The 11,798-nt window shown below is 72.2% G+C and carries 11 protein-coding genes; 7 read left to right on the forward strand and 4 right to left on the reverse strand.

Annotation, left to right across the window (positions count from 1 at the left end):
* Window positions 1-9 precede the first annotated feature (9 nt).
* Window positions 10-1,239 carry a DUF349 domain-containing protein gene (locus ACIOGZ_RS17575; protein ID WP_400986367.1) on the reverse strand — a complete coding sequence of 410 codons (1,230 nt, stop codon included), beginning with the start codon at window positions 1,237-1,239 and terminating at the stop codon, window positions 10-12.
* A gap of 265 nt (window positions 1,240-1,504) precedes the next feature.
* A complete protein-coding gene (locus tag ACIOGZ_RS17580) occupies window positions 1,505-2,347 on the reverse strand; it encodes a peptidylprolyl isomerase (RefSeq protein WP_363583084.1) in 843 nt (280 codons plus the stop codon).
* 274 nt (window positions 2,348-2,621) lie between these two features.
* On the opposite strand from ACIOGZ_RS17580, the gene ACIOGZ_RS17585 reads away from it, so the two are divergent.
* From ACIOGZ_RS17585 to ACIOGZ_RS17600, 4 genes are all read left to right on the forward strand, one after another.
* On the forward strand, window positions 2,622-3,329 hold the full coding sequence (locus ACIOGZ_RS17585) for an MBL fold metallo-hydrolase (protein WP_063346799.1): 708 nt from the start codon (window positions 2,622-2,624) through the stop codon (window positions 3,327-3,329).
* 11 nt (window positions 3,330-3,340) lie between these two features.
* The gene (hisS, locus tag ACIOGZ_RS17590; RefSeq protein WP_350877873.1) at window positions 3,341-4,603 is read left to right on the forward strand and encodes a histidine--tRNA ligase; all 1,263 of its coding nucleotides are present in this window, start codon (window positions 3,341-3,343) and stop codon (window positions 4,601-4,603) included.
* On the forward strand, window positions 4,600-6,381 hold the full coding sequence (aspS, locus tag ACIOGZ_RS17595; RefSeq protein ID WP_363583088.1) for an aspartate--tRNA ligase: 1,782 nt from the start codon (window positions 4,600-4,602) through the stop codon (window positions 6,379-6,381). The genes hisS and aspS overlap by 4 nt, the downstream gene beginning before the upstream one ends.
* Window positions 6,382-6,473: 92 nt before the next feature.
* Complete coding sequence (locus ACIOGZ_RS17600; protein WP_400986369.1) at window positions 6,474-6,983, forward strand: GNAT family N-acetyltransferase; 510 nt, start codon at window positions 6,474-6,476, stop codon at window positions 6,981-6,983.
* A gap of 4 nt (window positions 6,984-6,987) precedes the next feature.
* On the opposite strand, the gene ACIOGZ_RS17605 is transcribed toward ACIOGZ_RS17600, so the two are convergent.
* Window positions 6,988-7,974 (reverse strand): LysR family transcriptional regulator, encoded by a 987-nt coding sequence (locus ACIOGZ_RS17605; RefSeq protein WP_400986371.1) that lies wholly within the window; start codon window positions 7,972-7,974, stop codon window positions 6,988-6,990.
* Window positions 7,975-8,183: 209 nt separating this feature from the next.
* Between ACIOGZ_RS17605 and ppk2 the strand changes: the two genes are divergently transcribed.
* The 3 genes from ppk2 (at window position 8,184) to rpsD (ending at window position 11,362) form a co-directional block, all read left to right on the forward strand.
* Window positions 8,184-9,023, forward strand: coding sequence for a polyphosphate kinase 2 (gene ppk2, locus ACIOGZ_RS17610; protein ID WP_363583094.1), 840 nt, complete (start codon window positions 8,184-8,186; stop codon window positions 9,021-9,023).
* A 50-nt stretch (window positions 9,024-9,073) separates the two neighbouring features.
* Complete coding sequence (locus tag ACIOGZ_RS17615; RefSeq protein ID WP_363583096.1) at window positions 9,074-10,423, forward strand: replication-associated recombination protein A; 1,350 nt, start codon at window positions 9,074-9,076, stop codon at window positions 10,421-10,423.
* A 324-nt stretch (window positions 10,424-10,747) separates the two neighbouring features.
* Window positions 10,748-11,362: a 30S ribosomal protein S4 gene (gene rpsD, locus ACIOGZ_RS17620; RefSeq protein ID WP_063346792.1), complete on the forward strand. Its 615-nt coding sequence runs from the start codon at window positions 10,748-10,750 to the stop codon at window positions 11,360-11,362.
* 110 nt (window positions 11,363-11,472) lie between these two features.
* Here the strand turns inward: rpsD and ACIOGZ_RS17625 are convergent, their stop codons facing one another.
* A complete protein-coding gene (locus ACIOGZ_RS17625; RefSeq protein WP_380377234.1) occupies window positions 11,473-11,793 on the reverse strand; it encodes a tetratricopeptide repeat protein in 321 nt (106 codons plus the stop codon).
* Window positions 11,794-11,798 lie beyond the last annotated feature (5 nt).

Genomic DNA, 11,798 nt, shown 5'->3' on the forward strand with positions numbered 1-11,798 from the left:
TTCGGCGGATCAGCCGCTGAACTCCTCCTGGCTGCGGTGCGCCTGCTCCAGCAGGGTCTGCACGCCGGCCAGCTCGTTCTCCAGCTTGGCGATCCGGCCGGCGTTGCCAGCGGCGCGGGCCTTGTCCAGATCGGCCCGGATCTTGTCGGCCTTCGCCTCGAACAGGCCGACCATGCCGGCGGCGCGCGCCTTGGCCTCCGGGTTGGAGCGCCTCCACTCGGCGTCCTCGGCCTCGCGGATGGCCCGCTCGACCGTGTTCAGCCGGCCGTCCAGCTTCGGACGGGCGTCGCGCGGCACGTGCCCGATCGCCTCCCAGCGCTCGTTGACCTCGCGCAGCGCCGCCTTGGCGGCCTTCAGGTCGGTGATCGGCAGGATCGCCTCGGCCTCGGTGGCCAGTGCCTCCTTGAGCTTCTGGTTGGCCACCTGCTCGGCGTCCCGCTCGCTGAACACCGCGGAACGGGCCTGGAAGAAGACGTCCTGCGCGCCGCGGAACCGCGCCCACAGCTCGTCCTCGATGTCCCGCTGGGCCCGGCCGGCGGACTTCCAGCGCGCCATCAGGTCGCGGTAGGCGGCCGCGGTGTCGCCCCACTCGGTGGACGAGGACAGCGCCTCGGCCTCGGCGACCAGCGCCTCCTTGGTCTGCCGGGCCTGCTCGCGCTCGGCGTCCAGGGTCGCGAAGTGCGCCTTGCGGTGCTTGGAGAAGACCGAGCGGGCGTGCGAGAAGCGGTGCCACAGCTCGTCGTCGCTCTTGCGGTCCAGCCGGGGCAGGCCCTTCCAGGTGTCCACCAGGGCGCGCAGCCGGTCCCCGGCCTCCCGCCACTGGGTGGACTCGGCGAGCTGCTCGGCCTCGGAGACCAGCGCCTCCTTGGCGGCGCGGGTCTCGTCCTGGGCCTTGGCGCGGGCGGCCTTGCGCTCCTCGCGCCGGCTCTCGATCTCGCCGGCGAGCGTGTCCAGCCGCTTGGCCAGGGCGGCCAGGTCGCCGACCGCGTGCCCCTCGGTCACCTGGGCGCGCAGGTGGTCCAGCGCGGCCTGGGCGTCCTTGGCGGCCAGGTCGGTGGTGCGCACCCGCTTCTCCAGCAGGCCGATCTCCACCTCGATGCCCTGGTACTTGCGCTCGAAGTAGGCGAGGGCCTCCTCGGGCGAGCCGGCCTGCCAGGAACCCACGACGTGTTCGCCGTCGGCCGTCCTGACGTAGACCGTGCCCTGCTCGTCGACACGGCCCCACGGGTCGCTGCTCATAGCGCGTCCTCCACATGACGTCGCGCCCGCGCCGGGGCGGCGCGCGTCCGTCGTCCACAGTTGATGTGCGGCGGACCGATGAGTCCGCCGTCCCCGTCCGCCGTGACTTGCTGCCGAGGGTGACGGCCAGGCGGGTGCGGGCACCCTGATACAACGCCAACATAGGCGACCAGCCCCGGTGCTGTCCGCATCCGGGCCGGGCGATTTCGGGCCGGGGCCGCGCCGAGGCGCTTCGGGCGCCCCTTGCGGGCGGCCCCGGGAGATGTCAACTCTTCGCGGTGGTCACCGAGTTGAAGGTGACGTCGGCCATCGGGTGGCCGTCCGGGGCACCCTCCAGGGTGCCCGCGGCGGCGATCTTCTGCACCGCGTCCAGGCCCCCGGTGATCTTGCCGAAGGGGGTGTAGTTCGGGGGCAGCTGGGTGTCCTTGTAGACCAGGAAGAACTGGCTCCCGTTCGTGCCGGGGCCGGAGTTGGCCATCGCCACGGTGCCCGCCGGGTAGGTCGCGCCGGTCAGGTTCTCGTCCGCGAACTTGTAACCGGGGCCGCCGGTGCCGCCCGGGACGGTCGCGCTGGCGGTCGGGTCGCCGCACTGGAGCACGAAGATGCCGTCGGTGGTGAGGCGGTGGCACTTGGTGTGGTCGAAGTACTTCTCCCCGGCCAGGAAGACGAAGGAGTTCACCGTGTGCGGGGCCTTGGCCGCGTCGAGCGCGAGCGTCACCTTGCCGCAGTTGGTGTCCAGCGTCGCGGTGTACGAGCCGCCCGCGTCGATCGCCATGGCCGGCTCGGCCTGCCACTGCTTGCCGTTCGGCGCGCCCGGCGCCGGATCGGCGCAGCCCTCGACCGGCTTGCGGGTCGGGGTGGTCGGCTCGGCGCTCTGGCTCGGCGCGGCCTGGGCGGAGGAGGCGGCCGAAGCCGACTTGTCCTTGTCCGAGCCGAACGCGCCGGTGCCGACCAGCGCACCGCCGCCGGCCAGCACCACGACGGCGAGCGCGGCGCCCAGGATCGTGTTGCGGCGCCTGCGCGCGGACCGCGCGGCGACCCGCCGCTCCATCTGGCGCTCGTACTTCTCTCGGGCGAGCTGCCGCCGCCGCTGTTCGCTGCTGACCACCGGCCGTGTCTCCTACGGATGTGCTGGGAAAGTGGATGGGTACCGAAGCGGATCATCGCATCCATCGGCGGCCAAGTGTAGGGACCGGGCCTGTAAGAACGCGGTGAACCTGTCAGTGCGAACCGCGCGCGCCACCCCTATCTGGTTCGCAACCGCACCCGCACCGCCGGTAGGCTGCCTTTACCTCACTGGTTTGCTGCATGACTGGTGGCTGCATCCGACCCGGCCGCCGCGACCGTAGCCGCCACTGCCGACCGCATCACGAAGGACGCGCGTGTTCATCGCCGGATTCCCCGCTGGAGCCTGGGGCACCAACTGCTACCTGGTCGCCCCGGCGGCGGGCGAGGAGTGCGTCATCGTCGATCCCGGCCACCAGGCGGCGCGCGGTGTCGAGGAGATGGTCCGCGAGCACGGGCTCAAGCCCGTCGCCGTGGTGCTCACGCACGGCCACATCGACCACGTGGCCTCGGTGGTCCCGGTCTGCGGCGCCCGCGGCGTCCCGGCCTGGATCCACCCCGAGGACCGGTACATGATGTCCGACCCGGAGAAGGCCCTCGGCCGCGCCCTGGGCACCCAGCTGATGGGCGAGCTCACCGTCGGCGAGCCCGACGACGTGCGCGAGCTCACCGACGGCGCCGTGCTGGAGCTCGCCGGCCTGCAGCTCACCGTGGACCACGCCCCGGGCCATACCGGGGGGTCGGTGACCTTCCGGACGCCCGGTGCCGAGGACCTCCCCCCGGTGCTGTTCTCGGGCGACCTGCTGTTCGCCGGCTCCATCGGGCGTACCGACCTCCCGGGCGGGGACAGCGAGGCGATCATGCGGTCGCTGGCCCGGGTGTGCCTGCCCCTCGACGACACCACCGTGGTCCTCTCCGGCCACGGCGGACAGACCACCATCGGCCACGAGCGCGCCACCAACCCCTACCTCCGACAGGCAGCAGGGGCGGCCGGCGCCCAGGCTTTCCCGCGACGAGGAATGTGACGGAAGAGAAGTTGAGCACCTTCACCGCCCCCAAGGGCACCTACGACCTGCTGCCCCCCAGCTCCGCGACCTTCCTGGCGATCCGCGAGCGCATCGCCGCGCCCGCCCGCCGGGCCGGCTACGGCTACATCGAGACCCCGGTCTTCGAGGACGTGAAGCTCTTCTCCCGCGGCGTCGGCGAGTCCACCGACATCGTCAGCAAGGAGATGTACAACCTCACCACCCGCGGCGGCGACGAGCTCGCGCTGCGCCCGGAGGGCACCGCCTCGGTGCTGCGCGCCGCCCTCCAGGCCAACCTGCACAAGCAGGGCAACCTGCCGGTCAAGCTCTGGTACTCCGGCTCGTACTACCGCTACGAGCGCGCCCAGAAGGGCCGCTACCGCCAGTTCTCCCAGGTCGGCGCCGAGGCGATCGGGGCCGAGGACCCGGCCCTGGACGCCGAGCTGATCATCCTCGCCGACGACGCCTTCCGCTCGCTGGGCGTGCGCGACTACTCGCTGCTGCTCAACAGCCTCGGCGACAAGCAGTGCCGCCCGGTCTACCGCGCCGCCCTGGTCGAGTTCCTCGCCGGCCTGGACCTGGACGAGGACACCCGCCGCCGCGCCGACATCAACCCGCTGCGCGTCCTGGACGACAAGCGCGAGTCGGTGCAGGCCCAGCTGGTCGACGCGCCCAAGCTGCGCGACTACCTGTGCGAGGAGTGCAAGGCGTACGACGAGAAGGTCCGCGAGCTGCTCACCGCGAACGGCGTGGCCTTCGTCGACGACCCGAAGCTGGTCCGCGGCCTGGACTACTACACCCGCACCACCTTCGAGTTCGTGCACAACGGCCTCGGCGCCCAGTCCGCGATCGGCGGCGGCGGCCGCTACGACGGCCTGTCCGAGATGATCGGCGGCCCGGCGCTGCCGTCCGTCGGCTGGGCCCTCGGCGTGGACCGCACCTTCCTGGCGATGGAGGCCGAGGGCATCGTCCTCGACCTGCCCGCCGCGACCTCCGTGTACGCCGTCGCGCTCGGCGAGGAGGCCAAGAACGTCCTGTTCGCCAAGGTGGTCGAGCTGCGCCGGGCCGGCGTCGCCACCGACCTCGCCTTCGGCGTCAAGAGCATCAAGAACGCCATGAAGTCCGCCGACCGGTCCGGCGCCCGCTTCGCCCTCGTGGCCGGGGACCGGGACCTCGCCGACGGCGTCGTCCAGCTCAAGGACCTGACCACCGGCGAGCAGAACCCCGTCGCCCTCGACGCACTCGTCACCACCCTGAAGGAGAAGCAGCTGTGATCCGCACGCACGACGCGGGCACGCTCCGCCCGGAGCACGCAGGCACCACCGTCACCCTGGCCGGCTGGGTCGCCCGCCGCCGCGACCACGGCGGTGTCGCCTTCATCGATCTGCGCGACGCCTCCGGCACCGTGCAGATCGTGGTCCGCGACCTCGACTCGGTGCACGGCCTTCGCGCCGAGTACTGCGTCAAGGTCGTCGGCGACGTCCGGGTGCGCCCCGACGGCAACGAGAACCCGGACATCCCGACCGGCGCGGTCGAGGTCGTCGTCAGCGAGATCGAGGTCCTCTCCGAGGCCGCCCCGCTGCCCTTCCCGGTCGCCGAGTACGAGCCGGGCACGGTCAACGAGGAGGTCCGGCTGCGCTACCGCTACCTGGACCTGCGCCGCGAGGGCCCGGCCAAGGGCCTGCGGCTGCGCTCGAAGGTCAACAACATCATCCGCCGGGTGATGGAGGAGAACGACTACCTCGACATCGAGACGCCGTACCTCACCCGCTCCACCCCTGAGGGCGCCCGCGACTTCCTCGTCCCGGTCCGCCTGCAGCCCGGCCACTGGTACGCGCTGCCGCAGTCGCCCCAGCTGTTCAAGCAGCTGCTGATGGTGGCCGGCATGGAGCGCTACTACCAGATCGCCCGCTGCTTCCGCGACGAGGACTTCCGCGCCGACCGGCAGCCGGAGTTCACCCAGCTCGACATCGAGGCCTCGTTCGTCGACCAGGAGGACATCCTGGCCCTCGGCGAGAAGATCGTCGGCTCGATCTGGCGCGAGGTGCACGGCTACGAGCTCCCCAACCCGCTGCCCCGGATGACCTACGCGGACGCCATGGCCCGCTACGGCTCCGACAAGCCGGACGTCCGCTTCGGACAGGAACTCACCGACCTCACCGAGTACTTCAAGGGCACCGAGTTCCGCGTCTTCCAGGCCCCGTACGTCGGCGCCGTGGTGATGCCCGGCGGCGCCTCGCAGCCCCGCAAGGCGCTCGACGCCTGGCAGGACTGGGCCAAGGCGCGCGGCGCCCGCGGCCTGGCCTACGTCGTCATCGACGCCGAGACCGGCGAGCTGCGCGGCCCGGTCGCCAAGAACCTGTCCGAGGAGCACCTGGCCGGCCTGGCCGCCGCCGCGGGTGCCAGGAACGGCGACGCGATCTTCTTCGCGGCCGGCAAGCAGCGCCCCTCGCAGGAGCTGCTGGGCGCCGCCCGTCTGGAGATCGGCCGCCGCTGCGAGCTGATCGACGCGTCGCAGTGGGCCTTCCTCTGGGTCGTCGACTTCCCGATGTTCGAGCCGATCGAGGACGACAAGGGCGAGTTCCAGGGCTGGCACGCGGTGCACCACCCGTTCACCGCCCCGACCGCCGAGTCGCTCGCCACCTTCGACACCGACCCGGGCTCGGCCCTGTCCAACGCCTACGACCTGGTCCTCAACGGCTCGGAGCTGGGCGGCGGTTCGATCCGTATCCACCAGCGCGACGTGCAGAAGCGGGCGTTCGACGCGATCGGCCTCTCCGAGGAGGAGGCGGCCTCGCAGTTCGGCTTCCTGCTGGACGCCTTCAACTACGGCCCGCCGCCGCACGGTGGCGTCGCCTTCGGCCTCGACCGCATCGTCACCCTGCTCGGCGGGTACGACACCATCCGCGACGTCATCGCCTTCCCGAAGACGTCCACCGGCGGTGACCCGCTGACCGGCGCCCCGACCCCGATCACCCCGGCCCAGCGCCGGGAGGCCGGCGTGGACGCCAAGCCGAAGCTGCGCGAGGACGCCGCGAAGTCCGAGGCCTGACACCGGATCCGCTAACCTTCAACGGCCCCGGACGGTCCACCCACCGTCCGGGGCCGGTCCACAATGACGTGTGACACAAGGAGGGTTGACTCATGCAGGTGATCACAAGGGTCGAGTGTCCGGATGACGCCCCGGCGACCAGACGCGTCCACATGGCCGCGTTCCCCGGCCCCGACGAGGCGGACCTGGTCGACGCGCTGCGCCGCGATCCGGCCTGGCTGCCCGGGCTGTCGCTGGTCGCGGTCGACGAGACCGGGCTGGTGATCGGGCACGCGCTGCTGACCCGGCTGCGGGTCGGCGAGGACGGCGCGGGCCTCGCGCTCGCGCCGGTCGCCGTCGCGCCCGAGTGGCAGCGCAAGGGCGTCGGCGAACTCGTCGTCCGGGCCGCGCTGTCGGCGGCCGAGGAGGCGGGGGAGAAGCTCGTGGTCGTCCTCGGCGACCCGGAGTACTACGGGCGGTTCGGCTTCAGCGCGGCCGGTCGGCACGAGGTCAGCGGGCCGTTCGAGGTGCCGGACGCCTACTTCCAGGCGCTGCCGCTGCCCGCGTACGACGGCGCTCCGCGCGGGCTCTGCCGCTACCCCGAGGCCTTCGTGGTGGTGTAGACCGTCAGGTCGGCTCCACCGACCGCGTTCCCACCCGGGGCTCCGTCCCACCCGACGTTCCCACCCGGGGCTCCGTCCCACCCGACGATCCCAGCCGGCCGAAGGGGACCGTGACCCGGCAGCTGCGCACGAACGCGGCCATCGCCGGCGTGAGTTCGCGGTCCTTCGGCCAGTACAGCCCGACCAGGCTCGGGCTGAGCCCCCGCACCGGCCGGTACGCGACGTCATCCCGTACGGCCAGCCGGCTCATCGTCTCCGGTGCGAAGCCGACGCCCTGACCGCACACCACCGCGGCCAGCCACTCGTCGGTGTTGTGCGCCACCGCGCCGATCCGCACCGGACGCCCGCCCCGCTCCCGGCCCGCCAGCCAGTACTCGCGCCAGTGCCCGGCCTCGTGCGGTATCGCCACGAACGGCTCGTCCAGCAGGTCCTCGACGGACAGCTCGGTCCGGTCCGCCAGCCGGTGCCCGGTCGGCAGCGCCACGACCCGCGCCTCCTCGCCGAGCACGGCGACGTTGTAGTGCTCGACCAGCCACGCCGGGCCGTGCCAGAGCGTCAGGTCGATCTCGCCGGTGGCCAGGCCCGAGGTCGGGTCGAACCAGTTGTTCTGCCGCAGCTCCACCTGCCAGCCGGGCATCCGCCGGGCGAAGTCGGCGACGGTGCTGCGGGTCATCAGGTTGATGATGCCGCCCTCGAACCCCACGCGCAGCACCGAGCCCTGCTCGGCGGCGGCCGCCCGGGTGGCACGCAGCGCGTCCTCCCAGCCGGCCAGCATCGCCCCGGCGTAGTCCGCCAGCGCCCGCCCGGCCGGGGTGGGCGCCATGCCGCGCCGCGAGCGCTCGAACAGCGCGACCCCGAGCAGCGATTCCAGCTGGCGGATCTGCTTGGTGAGCGTCGGCTGGGAGACGAACAGCCGGGCCGCGGCGGCGGTCAGCTGACCCTCCTCGCAGACCGCGGCGAAGCTGCGCAGCAGGCGGGTGTCGACATCCATGCCCCAAGGTTATGGAACCGGATATTGGACCCGTCCGGCAGGTGTGGGTCAAGGTTGGTCGTTCGGCGTTCACGCCGACCGGACGGGGGAGCGCGGCAGCGGCGGTTCAGGGGGCCGCCGCTGCCGCCCACCCGTCCGCCGACCTGCGGGGGCGGCCTCCAGCGCCTACGGTGAGTGCTCATCAGCAGCAGCCGGACGGAGGACCCCAGGTGGCCGAGGAGCAGCGGACCGCGAAGCCGGAACGACTCGCGAGGAAGCCGTACGAGCGGGAACTGCTGCGGCTCCAGCAGGAACTGGTGAAGCTCCAGGAGTGGGTGCGGGTCGAGGGCGCCCGGCTGGTGGTGGTCTTCGAGGGGCGCGACGCCGCCGGCAAGGGCGGCGCGATCAAGCGGGTGACGGAGTACCTGAACCCGCGCATCGCCCGGGTCGTGGCGCTGCCGACCCCGACCGAGCGGCAGAAGACCCAGTGGTACTTCCAGCGGTACGTCGAGCAGCTGCCGGCCGCGGGGGAGATCGTGCTGTTCGACCGCAGCTGGTACAACCGGGCCGGCGTCGAGCGGGTCATGGGCTTCTGCACGGACGAGCAGTACTGGCAGTTCCTGCACCAGTGCCCGACCTTCGAGCGGATGCTGATCGAGGAGGGCGTCCTGCTGCGCAAGTACTGGTTCTCGGTGAGCGACACCGAGCAGGAACGGCGCTTCCGGGACCGGCTGGAGGATCCGATGAAGCGCTGGAAGCTCTCCCCGATGGACGTCGAGTCGATCACCCGTTGGGAGGACTACTCGCGGGCCAAGGACGAGATGTTCGTCTACACCGACACCCCGGACTCGCCCTGGCACGTGGTGGAGAGCGACGACAAACGGCGGGCCCGGATCAACATGATCGCCCACCTGCTCTCCACCGTGCCGTACCGCGAGATCACCGCCCCGCAGATCGACCTGCCGCCCCGCCCGGCCCCGCGCGGCTACCAGCGGCCCCCGCGCGACCTGCAGAAGTACGTCCCGGACCACGCGGCCCGCCTCGATCGGCGGGCGGCCCGGGCGCGATGAGGCCGGCTCGCTCCGGCGGGTGTGTCGGCGGCCTCGCATAGGCTTCCGGTGTGGACGAACCGGACCTCTTCACCGCCGCCGCCGAGGAACGCCAGAGCAGGGAGCCCGGCCGGGCGCCGCTGGCCGTACGGATGCGTCCGCGCACCCTGGACGAGGTGGCCGGGCAGCGGCAGCTGCTGAAGCCCGGGTCGCCGCTGCGGCGGCTGGTCTCGGGCTCGCGCGGGCCGGCGGCGACCAGCTCGGTGATCCTCTGGGGCCCGCCCGGCACCGGCAAGACCACCCTCGCGCACGTGATCAGCCAGGCCGTGGAGGGCCGCTTCGTCGAGCTGTCCGCGATCACCGCCGGGGTCAAGGAGGTCCGGGCGGTGATCGACGGCGCCCGGCGGGCGGTCGGCATGTCCGGCCGGGAGACGGTGCTGTTCCTGGACGAGATCCACCGCTTCTCCAAGGCCCAGCAGGACTCGCTGCTGCCGGCCGTGGAGAACCGCTGGGTCACCCTGATCGCGGCGACCACGGAGAACCCGTACTTCTCGGTGATCTCCCCGCTGCTGTCCCGCTCGCTGCTGCTCACCCTGGAGTCGCTGACCGACGAGGACGTCCGCGCCCTGCTGCGCCGCGCGGTGGCCGACGAACGCGGCCTGGGGGGCGCGTTGGACCTGACGGCGGAGGCCGAGGACCACCTGGTGCGCCTCGCCGGGGGTGACGCCCGGCGGGCGCTCACCACGCTGGAGGCCGCGGCCGGGGCGGCGCTGGAGAAGGGCGAGGCGAGCATCACGCTGGCCACCACGGAGACGGCCGTCAACCAGGCGGCGGTGCGCTACGACAAGGACGGCGACCAGCACTACGACGTGGCGAGCGCGCTGATCAAGTCGATCCGGGGCAGCGACGTGGACGCCACCCTGCACTACCTGGCCCGGATGATCGAGGCGGGGGAGGACCCGCGGTTCATCGCCCGCCGGCTGATGATCTCGGCCAGCGAGGACGTCGGCCTGGCCGACCCGACGGCGCTCCAGACGGCGGTCGCGGCGGCCCAGGCGGTGGCCCTGATCGGCTTCCCGGAGGCGCGGATCATCCTCTCCCAGGCGGCGATCGCGCTGGCCCTGGCGCCCAAGTCCAACGCGGCCTACCTGGCGATCGACGCGGCGCTGGCGGACGTCCGGCAGGGGCTCGCGGGCGCGGTGCCGCCGCACCTGCGGGACGCGCACTACGGCGGCGCGGGCAAGCTCGGCCACGGCCGGGGCTACCAGTACCCGCACGACCTGCCGGAGGGCATCGCGGCCCAGCAGTACGCGCCGGACGCGGTGCACGGCAAGGACTACTACCAGCCGACCCGGCGCGGCGGCGAGGCCCGCTACGCGGACGTCGTGGAGTGGACGCGGGGCCGGCTCAGGGGCGAGTGAGAAGGGGCGGTCGAGCACCCGGTACAATCGGTCGGAGTGCCACGTCCCGGGACGGCGGCGGGGGAGACCCCACCGACCGGCCACACCAGCGGGGCATCGGCCGTAGGCCTCCTCCGGGAGGCCCGCACCAGGAGCGTCGCGCACCGTTTCGGTGTCGCGGACGGCCCGGGTTTCCGGGCTGTTCCGTGTGACCAGCACTTTTGTGCCCGGCTCCGGAGAGCGGCTGACCGCATCGCCTCGGCGATGGGTTGTCTCCGGGTCGCGAGATGCGACCTCCGTCAACACCTGGTGAAGCCGTATTCGTAAGCAAGGAAGGTTTGGTTCATGGCGAACCAGAAGCGTCCCAAGGTCAAGATCGCGCGTGCGCTCGGCGTGCCGCTGACCCCGAAGTCCGTCAAGTACTTCGAGGCCCGCCCGTACCCGCCCGGCCAGCACGGCCGTGGTCGCAAGCAGAACTCGGACTACAAGGTCCGTCTGCTCGAGAAGCAGCGTCTGCGCGCCCAGTACGACCTGAGCGAGAAGCAGATGGCGCGCGCGTTCGACCGCGCGAAGAAGGCCGAGGGCAAGACCGGTGAGGCGCTCGTCGCCGAGCTGGAGACCCGTCTGGACTCGCTGGTGCTGCGTTCGGGCATTGCCCGCACCATCTACCAGGCCCGCCAGATGGTCGTCCACGGCCACATCGAGGTCAACGGTGGCAAGGTCAACAAGCCGTCGTACCAGATGAAGCCGGGCTTCGTGGTGACCGTCCGCGAGCGCAGCAAGGAGAAGGTCCCGTTCCAGGTCGCCCGTGAGGGTGGCTACGCGGGCGAGGGCCAGACCCCGAAGTACCTCGAGGTCAACCTGAAGGCCCTGGCCTTCCGCCTGGACCGTGCGCCGCAGCGCAAGGAGGTCCCGGTGATCTGTGACGAGCAGCTGGTGGTCGAGTACTACTCGCGCTGACCCGCGGCGGTTCCGCATCTGCGGTACCTCAGCGAGCCCCCGTCGCCTTTCGAGGCGGCGGGGGCTCGCCCCTTTTCCGGTGGCAGCTCCTGGTGCCGGCCGGACAGGACCTAGCGGTTCTCGCCGGTCATCGCCGCGGCCAGCCGCAGGTGCGGGCGGGCCTCCTCGGCGCGGCCCTGGCGCTCCAGGGTGCGGCCGAGCATCAGCCGGGCGTAGTCCTCGGCCGGGTCGGTGTCCAGGATCCGGAGCAACTCGGCTTCGGCGCGCCCGAGTTGGGCGGAGTGGTAGTAGCTGCGGGCCAGCAGCAGCCGGACCGAGAGGTTGGCCGGTTCCTCGGCCAGCACGCCCTCCAGCATGCGGGCGGCGTCGGCGTAGGCCTTGGACTCGAAGTGGAACGTCGCGAGGCGGTACTCGTCGGCGGCGGTGGTCACGGCCA

Origin of the sequence: Kitasatospora sp. NPDC088160, assembly GCF_044741445.1 — a bacterium.
GTDB lineage: Bacteria > Actinomycetota > Actinomycetes > Streptomycetales > Streptomycetaceae > Kitasatospora.

What these genes read in the sequence shown, in the direction of transcription:
- rpsD (WP_063346792.1), top strand. Translation starts at nt 10,748, where the DNA reads ATGGCGAACCAGAAGCGTCCCAAGGTCAAGATCGCGCGTGCGCTCGGC.
- ACIOGZ_RS17575 (WP_400986367.1), bottom strand. Translation starts at nt 1,239, where the DNA reads ATGAGCAGCGACCCGTGGGGCCGTGTCGACGAGCAGGGCACGGTCTAC.
- ACIOGZ_RS17605 (WP_400986371.1), bottom strand. Translation starts at nt 7,974, where the DNA reads ATGGATGTCGACACCCGCCTGCTGCGCAGCTTCGCCGCGGTCTGCGAG.
- ACIOGZ_RS17600 (WP_400986369.1), top strand. Translation starts at nt 6,474, where the DNA reads ATGCAGGTGATCACAAGGGTCGAGTGTCCGGATGACGCCCCGGCGACC.